This window comes from Flavobacterium collinsii (assembly GCF_902804485.1).
Taxonomy (GTDB): domain Bacteria; phylum Bacteroidota; class Bacteroidia; order Flavobacteriales; family Flavobacteriaceae; genus Flavobacterium; species Flavobacterium collinsii.
Genome location: NZ_CADCST010000062.1, coordinates 32,728 through 50,865 on the forward strand (window position 1 = coordinate 32,728; position 18,138 = coordinate 50,865).

Sequence of the window (18,138 nt, forward strand, 5' to 3'; positions counted from 1 at the left end):
ACATAGGAACATAGCTTTTGTAAATTCAAAATAGGCGTTTCACTTATTTGAAATACACATAGCGATCTATGTGAAAGAAATCTATTTCTTTTTTGTACTCTTTGTACATAAAAATCTATGTTTCTATGTGTTTAAAATATTTTCTAAGAATAAATTCCTCCGTTTATATTTATAATTTCTCCTGTAATGTAACTTGATTTTTTTGAAATCAAAAAGCTTACCAAATCTGCAACTTCCTCAGCTTCACCAAAACGGCTTGCCGGAATTAATTTTAGTAATTCTTTTTCGTCCAATTGGCTTGTCATATCTGTTTTGATAAAACCAGGAGCGACTGCATTTACAGTAATGTTTCGTTTAGCAACTTCCTGAGCCAATGCTTTTGTGGCTGCAACAATTGCACCTTTTGCTGCCGAATAATTGGTTTGTCCGGCTGTTCCTTTTACACCCGAAACAGAAACCATATTAACAATTCGGCCATATTTATTGCGCAGCATTTTTTGGATAAAAAACTGCGTTACATTAAAAAAACCGTTTAAACTCGTGTTTACTACACCGTTCCAGTCTTCGGGAGTCATCCACATAAAAAGACCGTCTTTTGTAATTCCCGCGTTGTTGACGATAGCTTCTACAATAGCTTCAGGGTTAGCTTCCTGCCATTGTGTTAACGTTTTTTGTACCTCTTCAAAATTGGAAACATCGAAACCTAAGATTTCGCCTGTTGCTCCTAATTTTTGTATTTCCTGAAGTGTTGCTTCAGCAGCTGTTTTATTCGAGTGGTAGTTAATCAGGATATGATAATTTGCATCAACGGCTAATTTTTTACAAATAGCACTTCCAATTCCTCGTGAACCGCCAGTTACTAATACACATTTCATATTCAGAATTTATTTTTTAGTCGCTCGGTATGGTATTGTTTTTCGATTAACAATTTCATATTCAGAGCTTATTTAGTATTGATTAATAGGTTTTATTTCTTCTTTTTGACTGCCGATTTTGTAGCCGCTTTTGTTTCTGACTTCGCTGCAGTTTTTGTTTCTGCTTTTGGTTTTTCAGCAGAGACTTCGGCTGTGCTGTTTCTTTCTCCTGATTGCGAAAATAGTTCGGCATTTTCAAACCATTGGTTGCCTAACACGGTTCCGTCTGGTTTAAGAAATCCCCATTTCCCTTCGTTTTTTACTCGTGCCACACCATCAATAAAACCTTTGTCTTGTTTTACAAATAACGCAATGACAAATCCGTTTGCCGTGATACCGTATTGCGTTGGAATAACCAATTTTCCGGTTTGATTGATGAATCCCCAGTTTTTTTCTTTTACAGGAGCCAGTCCGTCCGGACTAAAAACTTCGGCGTCGCTGTAAGTAGGTTCAATTACAAATTCTGCTTTCGGATTGATAAACCCCCATTTTGAACCTACACAAACCGGAGCTAAGTTTTTTGAGAACGCTTTTACTTTGTCGTATATCGGGGTAATCACCCAATTTCCTTTTAAGTCAATAAACCCAACCTTACCATTTTTCCTGGCATAGGTCAGATCCTGAGTGTCAAAATCCCAGATTTTTTCAGCTCCATCAACTGGAATAAAAGTTCCGGAGCTAACAATTCCAAAGGTTTTATCTTTTCTTGCCCAGCTTGTGTTTTTGAAATAATTACCTATTTCCTCATAAACAGGCTCAATCACTTCTTTACCGGCAGTATTAATAATTCCCCATTTTTTATTGTTTTCAACTCTTGCAAAACCGTTTTCAAAAGATTTGATTTGATCGTATTTTGGTTCCAGAACAACGGCCATTTTCGAATTGATTAATCCTACCTTACCGCTTTGTCTGATAAATGCTACGCCATCTTCAAAGTCAAAAAGTTTTTCTGAAAAAGGAGCTTTCTGGATTTCACCTTTTGTATTAATATAAACCCAATCCTTGTCTTTTTGAACAATTGCAATTCCGCTGTTGAAATCTTTTACATTCTTAAAATCAGCAGGAATTACCCATGCGCCTTTAGCATCTATAAACCCCCATTTTCCATTGTTTTCTACAGCTGCCAGTCCCTCAGAAAAGCTTTTTGCCGATTTGTACTGAGGCTCAATTTTAAAGTTTCCGTCTTTGGAGATGTATCCGATTTTAGAATCTTTTTTAACTAAAGCCAGTTCCTGACTATTAACAAATTGAATAGTGAATGCAAATAAAAAAATAAGTGTCTTTTTCATGATTTTAAAGGTTCAATATTAATAATGTAAAAATAAGTATTAACTGTGAATCAGGTAATCTTTTACTTTTTGAACAAAAGGATACATGACCTGATCTTCTTTAAACTCAGGAATGATGTTTCGAACATCGTCATACCATTTTTTGGTAACAGATGAAATTTTATCTTTTTGTCCTAAATAATCTATTGCCTGAACAATGGTAATCATTTCGATACTTAAAACTTCGAAAGAGTTTTCGATCACTTTTGAAGTAATAACGGCTGCATTGGTTCCCATACTTACAATATCCTGATTGTCGTTGTTGTTCGGAATACTGTGAACGTACATTGGATTAGACAACATTTGGCTTTCGGCAGTTGTTGAGGTGGCAGTAAACTGTACCCCCTGCATTCCGAAATTAAATCCTAAAGTTCCTAAGTTGACAAACGGAGGAAGGATTTCGTTGATCTTTGAATTCAATAAATAATTCAGCTGACGTTCAGCTAACATGGTCAGTTTGGTAATAACAATTTTCAGTTTATCCATTTCAAGCGAAATATAATCACCGTGGAAGTTTCCTCCGTGATAAACGTGTTTGTTTTTTACATCTATAATAGGATTGTCGTTTGCGGAGTTAAATTCGTCTTCGAGAATAGAAGCAACGTTATTAATTGTTTCTAAAACCGGACCTAAAATTTGAGGTACGCAACGCAACGAATAGTATTCCTGAACTTTTTCTTTAAAGATTTCTTCGGTGTTTTCTCCAGAATATAAGTGGTCTTCTCTTTTACGGATTAAGGTACTGTCGGAAAGATTTTGTCTCATTCTTGAGGCTACTTCCTGTTGCCCTTTGTGACGTTTGGTTTGGTTTAATTCTTCAGAGAAGTGATCGTCGTATGCCTGAACCAATTCGTTAATTGCACAGGAACATTTTAGAGACCAGTCTAATAATTTATTGGCATGATGTACATTTACAACCCCAATTCCGGTCATTACAGAAGTTCCGTTTATTAAAGCCAGACCTTCTCTGATTTCTACCTGGATAGGTTTTAAACCTTCGATTTCAAAAACTTCAGAAGTTGGTCTTCTGTCTCCTTTGTAAAAAACTTCGCCTTCACCAATTAAAACCAAAGCCAGGTGTGACAATTGTACCAAATCTCCGCTGGCACCTACACCACCGTGTTCAAAAATAAGAGGAGTAATATCTTTGTTGATTAGTTCTGCCATTAGGTGAATTACAGAAGGATGAACACCTGAATTTCCTAATGATAAAGTATTTAAACGAGCCAGTATCGCTGCTTTTGCACAAACAGGACTCAAAGGTTTTCCTGTTCCTGAAGAGTGGCTTCTAATTAAATTGTATTGTAATTGTATCTGGTCAGATTCTTTAATTCTATATTGAGCCATTGGTCCAAAACCAGTGTTTACGCCATATATTACTTTGTTTCCTGAAAATTCTTTTAGGAAATTGAAGCTTTCATTCACTCTGTTTAAAACAGCATTGCTTATCGAAACTTTGTTGTTTGAAAATATAATAGATTCGAATTCTGCTAAACTTAAATATTCATTAATTGTATTCATTAAACTGGTTTTGATTGTGCTAATTTAATTTTATTTATCAAAATAAATGTAGTTATTTTGATGATGGCAAATGTAGGTTAATAATTGATAATAATTTTAATATGATAAAGGAGTTTGTTGATGTTTTAGTCATTGGCGCAGGACCATCAGGATGTGTCTCGGCATCGTATCTTCATAAAAATAATATTAAGATAAAAGTAGTTGAAAAAACGAGGTTTCCGAGGCTTGTGGTAGGGGAAAGTCTTATTCCGCGAGTAATGGATCATTTTGCTGAGGCTGAGCTTTTTGAGAGTCTGAATATTATGAATTTTGAGAAAAAACTTGGTGCTCGTTTTATCAGAGGAGAAGAGATTTGTGTATTTGATTTCAGTAAAAAATTTGGCGAAGGCTGGGACTGGACCTGGCAGGTGCCGCGTGCAGATTTTGATCATACGATGGCACAGGAAGTACTTAGAAAAGGGATTGATCTGGAATTTGAAACAGAGGTACTCGAAGTGTCTTTTGAGGGTAAAAACTCTAAAACAATTGTAAAAGATAAGGATGGAAATCTAAAAGAAATCCATGCTAAATTCATTATTGATTCCAGTGGATACGGACGTGTTTTGCCAAGACTTTTAGATTTGGATACCCCTTCAAAATTAGATCCGCATTCTTCGATATTTACACACGTAAAAGATATTAATAGGGAAGAAGGTGAAGAAGGAACTCAAATTTCATTTGATATCCTGGAAACCGAAGTCTGGTTATGGGTAATTCCTTTCTCTAACGGAAATACCAGTTTAGGAGTGGTAGGGCCAACCGATTTTATTAATTCGCTTTCAGAAAATAAAGACAATGCCGAGGCTTTAAAAAATGCCATTCAGAAATCCGATTATTATATCAAAAGATTTAAAGGAACAGAATTTTTGTTTAAACCGGTAAAACTTGAAAATTATTCACGAGCGGTAAAAAGAATGTACGGTGATGGTTTTGCTTTGACGGGTAACAGTTCGGAATTTTTAGATCCTGTTTTCTCATCAGGTGTTGCTTTTGCAACTGAATCCGGAATGTTGGCAGCAAAATTATACCTTAAAGAATCACAAGGAATCGCTGTGGATTGGGAAGTTGAATTTACACAATATATGAAACGAGGAATAGCCGTTTTCACCACTTATGTACAGGAATGGTATACAGGAAATCTTCAGACTTTATTTTTTCACCAGCCGGAAAACCCGGATGTGAAGGAAAAGATATGTTCGGTATTGGCAGGATATGTTTGGAACGAGGAAAATCCGTTTGTAAAAAAACACGATCACGTGATCAAGAATATGGCATATCTACTAAATATGCAAAAAGAACAAAGTCCTGAATAATCAGGGCTTTTTATTTGGGTAATTGTTTTTTAATGGAGCGTCATATTTCGCCTATATGGAACTCTTTTCTGTGCATTAACCATTTCTATAAATATTTTATCCCTCTGGGATATAAAAAGAGAAGAGGTTTCTTTTCTGTTTTTATTTAGGTAATTGTTTCTAATAGAGCGCCATATTTCGCCTATATGGAGCTCTTTTTTGTGCATTAACCATTTCTATAAATATTTTATCCCTCTGGGATATAAAAAGAGAAGAGGTTTCTTTTCTGTTTTTATTTAGATAAATATGCCTTGTCTGCTCCGTCGGAGCAAAATATTTATAGCAAATAAATCCAGTTGGAAAGGAAGCTCCAGTGGAGCGGTATATTTTACGTCCGCAGTTTTTTTCATTTTCCTATTCCTAGGATTCTTTAATTATAAAAGATTTAATGTATTTTCTTTATAAGAAATAAGCTCTTGGAAACTGTTGCTGTGAAAGAGCCCTGACAATAACATGGTGCGAAGTACCTTGAATAATGATGCTTCTTCTTTTAGTCCTTTTTTAAACATAAGATGACGTTTAAACAATAAAAGAGATGCTGAAAAACATCTCTTTTATCTTATTTAAAAATAATTTTACGCTTAAGATCCTGTTTAGTTTTTTAATATTTTGTTAGAGATCTTTTTACCATTTTCAAGTTTTACGGCTACTATATACCATCCGTTTTGAAGCCCGGAAAGATTTACTTTGTTTTTATTTTTCAGGGTGATAACATTTTCACCATTCATATCAAAAACATATACGACTTCAATTTTTTCTTTTGTGTCGATACTTAGCTCTTCCTTAACGGGGTTAGGGTAAATAATTAGAGAAGAATCAAAGCTTAGATTATCATTTAGAGTAGCAGTACTGGACTTGCTAGTGCTAGAAGTTTGATTGATATAATAATCCTGCAATTTTTGAATCCAAAAATGATCATCCGTCAGAGTAGTTCCCGGGTTTCCAATTCCATCCGTACTAGCTCCTACACCTGCTCCCATTAAGACAAGTTTGGTTCCGCTACTTTTTACCTCTGCAAAGTGATTTCCAAAAGTCACTTTTTTTGTGGTGGGATTAACCTGAAGTTTAGGGTCGGCATGTTTATTCTGGCTGAAATAGTTATAACGATTCGCGTCATTTGAGAAATTTACGGTATCCCCAAAGAAAAAAGTAGTAGCAGAATCTTCGTAGTGCTGGCTGGTATTATTTAAAATTTGGAAAGGACCTGCAGTTCGTTCATTTAGAGTCTCTGAACCATTGATATGTCCTACCGGGATTTGCCAGAGGACCACATGTTTACCGGAGGCTTCGTAAAGTTTTTGAACAAAATTTAGGTAATTCATCCAGTGGTCATTATTCCAGAACCAGGTATAAGAGAAGGGATCAGCAGGGTTTCCTGTACTTCCGGCACCCATAGCATCAAGACCATATTTGTCAATAGAAATAAAGTCTGCACTATTAGACATAATTCCCATACTATTGGTGTATTGAAAAATATCTAGAGCGGTTTGTTTAATTTTGTTAAGCTGGGTAGTAAAGGTTCCGGTATCTGTTTCTCTGATAATTCCTTTTGGACCGGCTACACCAGATTTTGCCCAAAGATTGAGCTGCCATCCAAATTCCATATTCAGGTTTTCGTCAGTTCTTTTCTTGTTGAGTTCATAATTGATTCTTTCTACCAGCGTTTTCAAAGTACCTACATTTTGGGCAATACTTGTTGCATTTACGGCTGTTGTAGTAGTTATAGGTTCGTTAAATTGTTGCATATAGCCCAGAAAATCAGGCTCTAATACCACTCCAAAAAACTCATCTCCCAGTTCAGCTTTAACCTGATTCAGAAAAAGGTTGAGATTATTGAAATAAGCCGTCATATAGGAAGGATCTTTTACGTGTGCCAGATCCAGCTCGTAAGATTCGCTTCCGTCGGGAATGTTATAAAAAACAAAGAAAGGAATGAGCCCCATTTTTATAGAATTCCTTGCAAATTTTATAGCTCTGTCAGGTTGCCAGGTATTCCATCCGGCGATTGGCCCTCCATTGATATAGATGTAGCGTACATCCATTCGGTTATTCTTGAGTAGATTGCTGTCGTCGATATTGTTGTTGTAAAAATTGACATCATCGGTAGTGTCTTCGGATACAGATCCTACAGAAACATAATCAGGATAGCGTAACGGGCTTCCATTGGTATTGTCTATTCTTAAGCCAAGATGATATATCGTACCATCTGAAGTTGTGATCTGAAGTCCGGATCTGCCTGCTTTTTTAGGAGTGATTTTTAAAGTATTTCCGGTAATCGTGTAATCAAATACAGTAATGTTTCTTCTTTTTAATGAAGTGATACTCTTATCAAACACGAATGTTTTAGGTATTCCATTAACCGCTTTTATTTGATTGGGAAGTGAAGCAAAGGAAATATTTTGTGTGGCAGGATTCACAATAGTAAGTTGTAAACCGGATGTTGCTGTAGTTCCATTGTTGTCTGTGACTGCTATTTGTAGTGAATTGTTTCCATAATTCTGAGGGATCCAATTAAAGGTATAAGAATTTTGTGCATTGGTAGTCACAGTAGTATTCGTTCCGGCGGTGAGATCTTTAAACAGTATGCCGCTAATTGAACTTCCGGACGAAGGCTGAATAGTAAAAGTAATGCTTATAGGCGAAAAATTAAGTTGAGTATAGGAAGTAGTGTTTGGCGGACCGGTAATAGTTATCACAGCAGGAGCAGTAATCGCAATTTTAACAGTTGTGTTTACTACGGTGCTTACCCCAACCGAATTTACAGTGGTATATCGAATGTTGTAATCCCCATAAGCGATTGGGGTCCAGTTGTACGATACAGTGTTGCCGGATAAACTCATATTGTAAGTCGTGTAAGAAGATTCCGTTGTCTTTTTTATTTCGACCTTAGTTTGTGTTGCCGACAAACCATACAGATTGAGTGATGCGGTAAGATTGATAGCCGATAATGTGCTTTTTATAATAATTTGTCCATCTGCGTAGGCAGGAGAAATGGTTATAGGCTTGATACACACACCAAGAAAAGTGTAAGCAGAAGACTGATCAGGAATTTCTGTTCCGGCGACCCAGTACTTGGCTTTATAGACACCGTTATTGTATCTTATAATGTTATTTACATTGTAGTTGGGTGTTGCGCTGTTCCAGTCAGAAACGGTATTGCATGCGGTATAAGCCAGGGATGGATTATTAATAATTAATTGTTCGTCACAGCTTCCTACCGCAGACCAGACACTGCTTGATCCGGGTGTGCTGCCGGGTCCCTGAGACCAGGAATTGTTTTTGTACACAATATTGTTATAACGGACATAAGAGTTACTGGAATATTGTGTGGCGGAATACCAAGCTGGAATTCCGCAGGAGCTGCCTAACTGGGCTTTAGCCAGAGTTGGAATAAAACAGACAAGAAAAGAGAAAAATAAAAGTTTATAATTTTTTATCATAGTAAAAACATTTAATACGTTATACATTCCGTTAATTGTGATTGTTTGAAAAAACGTAATAGTTTTAGTCTCTTTAAATTTGGTACCTAAAGTTTAAAGATTAACCATACGCAAATCAAATATAGTAAGAAATTACTTTATGCAACTACTCAGGAATGTAAGTGAAATATTTGAATTTCAGTAGTTTGGTTTTCTATTTTGAAAAAAAAGGTAAAGAATTCAGTGCTGAATATTTTGTGAGAAATAGTGTAAAATAAGGCGGTGACCTACAATAATTAAAAACCCGACAAGCTCTAAAACTTGTCGGGTTTATTAAAATTTGGCACGTAAAAGCTTGATTAATAAGTATTAAAAAAGTAGATTTTTTCTAAATTAATAACATAATATCTAAAAAATGTGATTTTATCGGAATGGTTTTATTTTTCAAAAAAGAATACAATAAAACTACCAGAACTTAATGTACAAACCTGCAATTATCAATACTGTAATTACGATTAAAACGGTCGTTTGCGGTTTTACTTTAAACATTTCGGAATCGATTTCAAATGCCTTAGGATTTACTTTTGGTCCTGCAAAACTTATCGCGATCATTGCCAAAGCGGTAAAGATGAATGATAGTCCCATACAAATGTGGAAAGGGATTTCAAATGCTCCTTTTCCGTTTGGATATGCGGTGTATAATAAAGTCTCATTTCCAAATAAAGCAGGCGCATATTCGTTGAATAATATTGACAATGCAAATCCTAAAATCACACCCACCACGGCAGCAGCTCCGGTAGTTCGTTTCCAGAACATCCCTAATACGAACATGGCAAAAACTCCGGGACTGATAAATCCGGTGTATTTTTGGATGTAGGTAAATCCTCCGACACCTCCAATTCCTAAAATATCATTCCATGTAAACAACACAGCCAAAAGCATTGCGGCAAAAACGGCAATTCGGCCAATGTTTACCTGTTGTTTTTCACCAGCTTCTTTTTGAATGTATTTTTTATGAATATCTAACGTATAGATCGTCGAAATACTGTTTACTTTTCCGGCTAAGGAAGCTACAATTGCAGCGGTTAATGCTGCTACCGAAAGCCCTTTTAATCCTGTAGGCAAGAAAGTAAGTACAGCAGAATAGGCTCCGTCTTTTCCTCCAACTAATTGTGGTAAATGCCCGTTTTGATATAAAACGTAAGCAGCAATACCGGGTAGCATTACGATTAAAGGCATTAACAATTTTAGCATACCTGCAAATAAAATACCGGTACGGGCTGTTTGCAAATCGGCACCCAGAGCTCTTTGTGTAATGTATTGATTACATCCCCAGTAATTTAAGTTGATGATCCAGATACCGGCAAGGTAAGACATCAATCCAGGGAAAGTCAGGTATTTGTTAATGTCAAGCTGAGAGGATGTTGCGGTTGGTTTTGGAATAATCATTTTAAAATGTTCCGGAGCTTCTCTCATCAAAACTTTAAAACCTTCGATTGCATTTTCACCAACATGAAAATAATGCCCCACGGTTGTTAAAGCAATATAGGAAGTGACCAAACCTCCAATAATTAAAACAGCGACCTGAATAACATCGGTATAAGCGACAACCTTCATACCTCCAAGAGAGATAAACAACGCAAACAGAGCCAATCCGATCATGATAACGTGAAGATATTCTCCTCCGGCCATGCCATTAATAGCGACAGCACCCAAATACAAAATAGAGGTTAAGTTTACAAAAACGTATAAAAACAACCAGAAAACGGCCATGATTAAAGCAGTCGATTCATTATAACGTGTTTTTAAAAATTGCGGCATCGTGTAAATCTTGTTCTTAAGGTACACGGGAATAAACCAAACGGCAACGACGATCAAACTAATGGCTGCAATCCATTCGTAAGCGGCAACGGCAATTCCTAAAAAGAAACCTTCACCACTCATTCCGATAAATTGCTCAGCCGAGATATTTGAGGCAATCAAGGATGCTCCAATAGCCCACCAGGTTAGGTTTCCTTCGGCCAAAAAGTAAGCTTTAGCATCTTGTTCGTCTTGTTTACGTTTTCGGTAAACCGTATAACCGTAGGCCGAGACTACGATGAAGTAAATAATAAAAACCGCATAATCTGCGAAAGCAAGGTTCTGGTTCATTGATGATAATAATTTTATAATTAGTAAAGGTGATTGTTTGATTAATACAGGGTGAAAAAAACAGTATTTCGATGAGGTGGTTTAAATACTGTTTTTTTTAATGTTGGTTTAAGATTTAATATTCGTTTTTGTTGTGATTTGTATGGTAAAAATGAGGGGCCAGAACCAAAAGTGAAAACACACAATTGTGAACACACTGTTTTTTTAGTGATTCTTAAAGGTGTCTATTCTTTTTGTTTCTTATTTTTTCTTCAATTTGTAATGGATGTCCGATTGTTGTCTTAAAACTTCGGCACTTCTTTCAGGGGTAATGTCTCTTTGGGATTCGCCTAACATTTCATAACCAACCATAAATTTCTTTACTGTCGCTGATCGCAACAAAGGCGGATAAAAATGCATGTGAAAATGCCATTCCGGATGCTCTAAACTATCTGTAGGAGACTGATGAATTCCTGACGAATAAGGGAAAGAAGTACTAAATAAATTATCGTATTTGATGGTTAGTTGTTTTAAAATCACTGCAAAGGAATTGGTTTCTTCTTCCGTAAAATCAGTAATTTTATTCAGAACTCTTTTGCTTACAATCATAGTTTCATAAGGCCATGTTGCCCAAAACGGAACGAGAGCAATAAAGTCATCGTTTTCGATTACCACACGATCCCCCGTTCTTAATTCAGCCTGAATATAATCCTGAAGTAGTGTTCGGTTGTTTTTATCAAAGTACGATTTCAGGCTGTTTTGTGTTTTTTCAACCTGAGTTGGAAGTGATGACTGTGCCCAGATTTGTCCATGAGGATGGGGATTACTGCAGCCCATAATACTTCCTTTGTTTTCAAAAATCTGAACGTGATTGATGTATTTGATACTTCCCAGATCAGTGTATTCTTTTTGCCAGATTTTAATAATGTTTTCAATTGCACCAATTTCCATCTCCGGCAAAGTAAGGTCGTGCCTTGGCGAAAAGCAGACTACTCTGGAAATTCCCTGCTCGGGTTTTGCTTTAAAAAAGGTGTGTTTGATATCTTCTTCAAATATAATTTCGTCCTGCTTCATAGCGGCAAAATCATTTTCAAAGACAAAGCTGTCTTTGTAGGTCGGATTATGTTCCCCATTAGCACGAACGTTGCCTGGACATAAGTAACAGGTTGGGTCATGCTCTGGAAGAGTTTCGGTTGCAAGGGTCTCGTTTTGCCCTTGCCACGGACGTTTAGCACGGTGTGGTGATACTAAAATCCATTCGTTTAGTAATGGATTGAAACGTCTGTGTGGATCTTCGTTAATGTCAAAATTTTTCATTTGTAGTTTTTATGATATTAAAGTAGTCTTGTTCCGTTAGATATTGTTACATCATAGAATTTTAATTCAATCCCAAATGTATTTAAATAAAGATTTGAAAACTTGTTTTTTACCTCATTTTCATACCCTTTTTTAATAAAATTGATGGTGCACCCCCCAAAACCACCCCCCATTAGGCGTGACCCAACAATAAAATCATTTGTTTTTGCATTATTTACGAGCATATCCAGCTCGGGACAACTTACTTCGTATTCTTGTGATAAACCATAATGTGCTTCAAAAAGCAATTGTCCTAAAAGTTCAATATTTCCCTGATCTAAAGCTTCGCAGGCCTTTACTACGCGGTTAATTTCCTTTACGACAAAATGTACTCTTTTAAAAACCGTTGGTGTCATTTGATCCTGAATGCTCAAAAGCTGTTCTTCGGTACAATCTCTAAAGCTTTTTATTTGTGGAAAATGATGTTTTATAATCGTTAGACCTTGTTCGCACTCCAGTCTTCTGGTATTGTATTCAGAGGTAAAAAGGGAATGTTTTACATTACTGTCGAATAAAACCAGAGCATAATCTTTAAAATCAGCATTGTGATATTCAAAATCCAGCGTATTACAATCTAGCTTTATAACCTTGTTTTCAAGACCATGAACGCTTGAAAACTGATCCATAATACCACAATTGATACCCACCCAGTGTTCGGCCTTTTGTCCTAGTAAAGCGATGTCGGTTTTTTTGATTTTTAAATCGAAGAGTGCTGTGATTCCGAAAATCATTCCGCATTCTAAAGCCGCCGAAGAAGATAAACCTGAACCCACCGGAATGTTACTGCTAAAAACACAGTTGAAACCTTCGAATACAAAACCGTTCTCTTGTAATTGCTTGATTACACCACGAAGATAATTCGTCCAGACATCGTCACTTAAACGGATTTCTGCTTTTAAATCAATTTCAAACGCTTCGTTCAAATCGATGGCAATTATTTTAGAACTGTTGGAGTTGTTTTTCTCAAAGGCAAAACAAATTATTTTGTCAATGGCCGCTGGTAAAACATAGCCGTCATTGTAATCAATATGTTCTCCGATAATATTGATCCTTCCGGGAGAGAGCACGACTTTTTGAGGAGCCGATCCGAACGACTTTTCAAAAAAGGCGATTGTGTTTTGTATTAGAATATCATTCATTATGTTGGGGTTGAAAGAAATAGCTTGTAATTCTGGTTGTCTTTTTAACAGTTAGTTGATGTTTTCAAATTGGTAAAGGGTTTTGTGGTGATAGGTTTCGCCTTTTTTTAAAACCGAATTCGGAAAATGTCTGTGGTTAGGTGCATCCGGAAAGTTTTGTGTTTCGAAACAAATTCCGCTAAATGGGTGGTAAGTTGCATTTTCTTTTCCTTTTAAAGTATTAAAACAGTTCCCGCCTACATAAATATGAACGCTGGGCTGATTGGTAAAAACCTTCATCTGCAGATTGTTTTTAGCACTGGATAAAATGGCAGCGACCTTATTTTCTGACTCAATTACAAAAGAATTGTCAATTGATTCCGGACACTTTTTAAGCACTCTAAAATCAAAATCATGTTGAGAAAGAGCGATGAAATTTCCTGTTGGGATATTCTCAGCATTAGTTTCTAATATTTGATCAGAATCAATAAATAGCATTTGATTTGACAGGTCCGCATCATGTCCGTCAAGATTAAAATAACTGTGATGCGTAAGATTTACGACAGTATCTTTGGTTGAGGTGGCTGTATATTCTAATTTTAATTCGTTTTCTTCCGTTAAAGTATAGGTCAAATCAACTTGTAAAGCTCCCGGGTAATGCTCTTCTAAATCTTCACTTAAAAGACTTAAAGTTAACGAAGGATTATCGCCGGAAGTAATATGGGTAATGTTCCATATTTTTTGTCCAAAGCCAACGTTTCCACCATGTAAAGCATTACCGTTACTATTGGTATTCAGTTGAAAGGTTTTATCGTTTAAAGCAAAAGCACCTTTATCGATTCGTCCGGCGTAACGCCCAACAGTAGTCCCGAAGTAAGGAGCACTTGGCAAATTATAAGAAGCCAGATAAGATTGCAAAGTATCGAAACCTAAAACTACATCAACAAGTCCGACCGTTGCAACCGGAATTTGGAGAGAGGTTAATGTCGCACCGTAATTGATAATTTGTGCTTTCATCCCGTTTTTATTACATAATTCAAAAGAAAGAATTTCTTCGTTATCGGGTAATAAACCAAATGATTTCATGGCAGATTTATCCAGAATATGTGATATACGTTTTATTTCCATATTTTTTTTACCAAAAATGAAATCCAAAAATAGAAACAATATCTGTTTTTGCATACCAGTACCTACCAGTTTTTTGTATATTGCACCAAAATCCATTTTTGTATGAACATAATTTCCATTCAAAGTAATATTGGTTTGCCCAAATACAAACAGATAATTATGTCTGTTGAAAAAGCAATTGAAGAAGAAAAATTGGTAAAAGGCGATCGGCTTCCGTCAGTAAATAAAGTTTGTCTGGCTTTTTCGTTGTCGCGAGATACGGTATTATTAGGTTATGATGAGCTCAAAAAAAGGGGGATTATTTATGCCATTCCGGGCAAGGGTTACTATGTTAAAAGCGTTGAAATCAACATCAAACAGAAGATTTTTTTACTGTTTGATGAGTTAAACAGTTTTAAAGAAGACATCTACAATTCGTTCATAAAAAATATTGGAAAAAATGTTCAGGTCGATATTTTCTTTCATCATTTTAATGTTCAGGTATTTCAAAAACTGATTACTGACAGTAACGGAAATTATACAAAATACATTATAATGCCCACCAATTTAACCGATGTGACCGATGCGATAAAAAACCTACCAGTAGGGGAAGTTATCATACTGGATCAAACCAATCCGGATCTAAAATCGTATCCGGCGATCTATCAAAATCACGAGAAAGATATTTTCGAAGGTTTAACTAAAGGAAAAGCGAGAATGAATAAGTATAAGAAGCTCATTTTGATTTTCCCAGGATTTAGAGAACCATTGGGAATGAAAACCGGTTTTATTGCTTTTTGTACGAAGTATGATCTTAACCATGATGTTATCACCGAATTTACAAACGGCGAGATTAGTGTAGGGGATTTGTACATTATTCCAAACGATCGTGATTTGGTTCGTGTAATTGAAAATGCAAGATCGCAAAGTCTAAAACTCGGAACCGATTTTGGGATTATTTCCTATAATGAAACTCCTTTAAAAAAGGTTGTTGCCAATGGCATTACCACCATTTCAACTGATTTTGAAATGATGGGAGAAATTTTGGCCAATATGGTATTACTGGGGCACAAGGAACAAATAGAAAATAAATCGTCTCTACTGATTCGAAACTCATTATGATTTTTTTTAGTTTTTGTACAATTATTTGGGCTGTGCCGTAAAATTTCAAGTTTATTTTTTGAGACCGTACCGCCAGACTTTTACAAGTTCAAAACAAAATTGTTGCGTAATTTTTCCTCGTATTTTTCCTTATTGAAGGTGTAGAGATAAGAACCTTTTCGGGAAGACTGCATGTCTTTTTCGTCCAGTTTGTTCAGAATCTCCATCGAATTAATTTTGCTGATAAAGTTTCGTTTGTCTAATTCTTTACTCAAAATAGCTTCATATAACTCTAATAATTGGCGCATCGTGAATTTCTCAGGAAGTAATTCAAAACCAATTGGTTTGATCGAAGTTTTGTAGCGTAATATTTTAATGGCCTGCTCTACCATTTCGTTATGATCAAAAATTAAACTTGGTGCCTCGGCAACACTAAACCATTGGGCATGGTAGTTTTTAATTAGCTCGGCATTGTGGTTTTCAATATTAATCAAAGCATAATACGAAACCGAAATGGTTCTTTCTGCCGGGTCACGATCAATGTCGCTGTAAGCATATAATTGCTCCATATAAACATCGTGTAAACCTGTATAAGTATTTAAAACTCTTATCGCGGCATTGTTCAGTACTTCATCTTGTTTTAATAAACCTCCCATCAATGACCATTTGCCTTTTTCCGGTTCAAAGCCTCTTTTGATTAAAAGAATTTTCAAACCTTCACGATCAAATCCAAAAATAATGCAATCTACTGCTAATAAAACTTTATCTGCAGTACTATAACTGTTAAGCATATTCAAATTTTTAGTGGTAAATATTTAAGCCCTTTAATTTTGTTATTCAATTTATTAAATGTCGTATTTGCATTTAAAAATGTAACCTTTTGTAAAAGTTACATTCTACAAAAGTAATGGTTTTTTGATGCTAAAATCATTATCAAAGCGATCATTTTTTAACTTTTTTTACGAGTTTTTTTGAATAAAACGCCTATTTATACTGCAAAGCGTCATTTTTACGCAATCAAAAAGGAGGAAATTTCTTTCTTTATGAAAAATCCTTTAAAGATTATTTTGAGGATAAATTGATTTTGTTAAACCTGATTTTGACCTCGACCCGGAAATGAAATGCTGTTAGCAATACCAATTTTAGAATCCGCGAATGAATTGAAAAGGGCATCAGAGAAAAGAATGAAAAATCCTTAAAAAAAAGAAAAATGATCCTAACAGAAGTTCGTGAGAGATGGCGGATTTAGAGCTAAAAAACGTTGCTGAATTTCCTTACACAGTGGTATTAAATACAGGCTTTAGCTCAGTAAAATGGAATATAAATTTACTTTTTTTGAAATTTTTAAAAGGCGAATAATCAGAATATTGCAAGTAATAGACTTAAAAACACAGTATAAATTTTTAGCATTATTAATTTTATTTAGTCTAAATAAGATAGTTTTGTGTCATAATTTTTATTTCTATGGAAAAGCAATATCTAAACATTAATGCCAAAAACTTCCCGGAGATCTATGAATTGTATTGGAATGAGCTGTTTTGTTTTTGCAGGCACCATACAGGTGATGAAGAGGCTGCAAAAGAAATTGTTCAACAAATTTTCATCAGTATTTGGGAGAGACGGGAAAAACTACAAATTGAAACCTCGGTCAGAGCTTATTTATATGGTTCTCTAAAACTCAAAATACTGGAATACCATCGAAAGCAGGCTACCAAAAAGAAACATGAAAGTATTCATTTTGTTGAAATGAATAAAGTTTCTAACGATACCGAAGAGCATGTTTTATATAAGGATTTGCTTCGGGAATTACAGCTTGCCATCAATACACTTCCGGAACGTTGTCGACAAGTATACTTAATGAGTAGAGAAGACGGGATGGACAATCGTTCTATTGCTGCCTCGCTTGTAATTACGGAGAAAGCTGTTGAAGGAAATATTACAAGAGCACTCCGACATATCCGTGACCGCTTAAAAGTTTTTCGCAGTTTACTTCTTTTTTTTACTCCCCTGTGTAGGGTTAGCGAAGACTTGTGCAACTACATAATTACATAACAAAACCAAGACTGTGTTTATTACATCCGATTTATTAGAAAAATATGCGCGAAAGGAATGCGATGCCACCGAAAGGGTACTGGTTGAACAATGGTTAAATGTTATAGATTTAGAACGTGAGGTTATAACTTCTCCCCAGCGACAGGGATTAAAAGAAGAAATCTGGAACAATATTGCTGCCAGAACGATTCTTGTAAAACCAAAATCTCAGAACAGATTCCTTTACGCCGTACTAACCAGTGCGGCCTGCATGCTATTTGGCATTATAAGTTTACACTATTATAATTCGTCAACATTTGCTTCACATATTTTAGTGAACAATCTGAATGGGCAGGAGGCCAAGAAAATAAACATCGGTAATTTATCTTTTTTGATCGAGCCGGGCAGCATGTGCAACATTTCAATGGATTTTTTGGGTCAGGCAAACGATGTTAAGTTTTGTGGTGCTGTTTCGGTTAGTAGTGATTCGGCAACCTTACGGGAGTTTAGCATTGGTACAGGAACTTCGGGCTGCACCAATATTTATCAGGACAAGGTAAAATTACATAAAGGCCAAACGTATCTCGCTATGACAGATGCTGAGTATAACGTAATTACGGCAACCAGAGATGAAATAGCAGAAGGCCTGCCGAGAGTATTTAGTTCAAGACTGTCGGAACGTTTTAATTTATAAGAAGTAATAAATAAGAAGAATAGATAAG

General features: G+C 35.7%; 13 protein-coding genes. 4 read left to right on the plus strand and 9 right to left on the minus strand.

Annotated features, from left to right (window positions below):
* Positions 1-143 precede the first annotated feature (143 nt).
* From fabG to FLA105534_RS03960, 3 genes are all read right to left on the minus strand, one after another.
* Positions 144-875 carry a 3-oxoacyl-ACP reductase FabG gene (gene fabG / locus FLA105534_RS03950; RefSeq protein WP_173964739.1) on the minus strand — a complete coding sequence of 244 codons (732 nt, stop codon included), beginning with the start codon at positions 873-875 and terminating at the stop codon, positions 144-146.
* 92 nt (positions 876-967) lie between these two features.
* Entirely contained in the window at positions 968-2,203 is a 1,236-nt protein-coding gene (locus tag FLA105534_RS03955; RefSeq protein WP_173964740.1) for a WG repeat-containing protein, read from the minus strand.
* A 39-nt stretch (positions 2,204-2,242) separates the two neighbouring features.
* A complete protein-coding gene (locus FLA105534_RS03960; protein WP_173964741.1) occupies positions 2,243-3,763 on the minus strand; it encodes an HAL/PAL/TAL family ammonia-lyase in 1,521 nt (506 codons plus the stop codon).
* Between the two features lie 101 nt (positions 3,764-3,864).
* Between FLA105534_RS03960 and FLA105534_RS03965 the strand changes: the two genes are divergently transcribed.
* The gene (locus FLA105534_RS03965; RefSeq protein WP_173964742.1) at positions 3,865-5,115 is read left to right on the plus strand and encodes an NAD(P)/FAD-dependent oxidoreductase; all 1,251 of its coding nucleotides are present in this window, start codon (positions 3,865-3,867) and stop codon (positions 5,113-5,115) included.
* A gap of 632 nt (positions 5,116-5,747) precedes the next feature.
* Here the strand turns inward: FLA105534_RS03965 and FLA105534_RS03970 are convergent.
* The 5 genes from FLA105534_RS03970 to FLA105534_RS03990 all read right to left on the minus strand — a co-directional run bounded on the left by FLA105534_RS03970 (position 5,748) and on the right by FLA105534_RS03990 (position 14,305).
* Positions 5,748-8,594, minus strand: a complete 2,847-nt coding sequence (locus tag FLA105534_RS03970; RefSeq protein WP_173964743.1) for a T9SS type A sorting domain-containing protein — start codon at positions 8,592-8,594, stop codon at positions 5,748-5,750.
* A 444-nt stretch (positions 8,595-9,038) separates the two neighbouring features.
* Positions 9,039-10,724 (minus strand): sodium/sugar symporter, encoded by a 1,686-nt coding sequence (locus tag FLA105534_RS03975; protein ID WP_173964744.1) that lies wholly within the window; start codon positions 10,722-10,724, stop codon positions 9,039-9,041.
* Between the two features lie 240 nt (positions 10,725-10,964).
* Entirely contained in the window at positions 10,965-12,020 is a 1,056-nt protein-coding gene (locus FLA105534_RS03980; protein ID WP_173964745.1) for a UDP-glucose--hexose-1-phosphate uridylyltransferase, read from the minus strand.
* Between the two features lie 17 nt (positions 12,021-12,037).
* A complete protein-coding gene (galK, locus tag FLA105534_RS03985; protein WP_173964746.1) occupies positions 12,038-13,198 on the minus strand; it encodes a galactokinase in 1,161 nt (386 codons plus the stop codon).
* Between the two features lie 51 nt (positions 13,199-13,249).
* Positions 13,250-14,305, minus strand: a complete 1,056-nt coding sequence (locus FLA105534_RS03990; protein ID WP_173964747.1) for an aldose epimerase family protein — start codon at positions 14,303-14,305, stop codon at positions 13,250-13,252.
* A gap of 102 nt (positions 14,306-14,407) precedes the next feature.
* On the opposite strand from FLA105534_RS03990, the gene FLA105534_RS03995 reads away from it, so the two are divergent.
* Positions 14,408-15,406: a GntR family transcriptional regulator gene (locus tag FLA105534_RS03995; protein WP_173964748.1), complete on the plus strand. Its 999-nt coding sequence runs from the start codon at positions 14,408-14,410 to the stop codon at positions 15,404-15,406.
* 80 nt (positions 15,407-15,486) lie between these two features.
* Here FLA105534_RS03995 and FLA105534_RS04000 read toward each other — a convergent pair whose 3' ends face one another.
* Positions 15,487-16,176, minus strand: a complete 690-nt coding sequence (locus FLA105534_RS04000) for an NUDIX hydrolase (protein ID WP_173964749.1) — start codon at positions 16,174-16,176, stop codon at positions 15,487-15,489.
* A gap of 673 nt (positions 16,177-16,849) precedes the next feature.
* On the opposite strand from FLA105534_RS04000, the gene FLA105534_RS04005 reads away from it, so the two are divergent.
* On the plus strand, positions 16,850-17,437 hold the full coding sequence (locus tag FLA105534_RS04005; RefSeq protein ID WP_173964750.1) for an RNA polymerase sigma-70 factor: 588 nt from the start codon (positions 16,850-16,852) through the stop codon (positions 17,435-17,437).
* Positions 17,438-17,450: 13 nt separating this feature from the next.
* Positions 17,451-18,110, plus strand: coding sequence for a hypothetical protein (locus FLA105534_RS04010; RefSeq protein ID WP_173964751.1), 660 nt, complete (start codon positions 17,451-17,453; stop codon positions 18,108-18,110).
* Positions 18,111-18,138 lie beyond the last annotated feature (28 nt).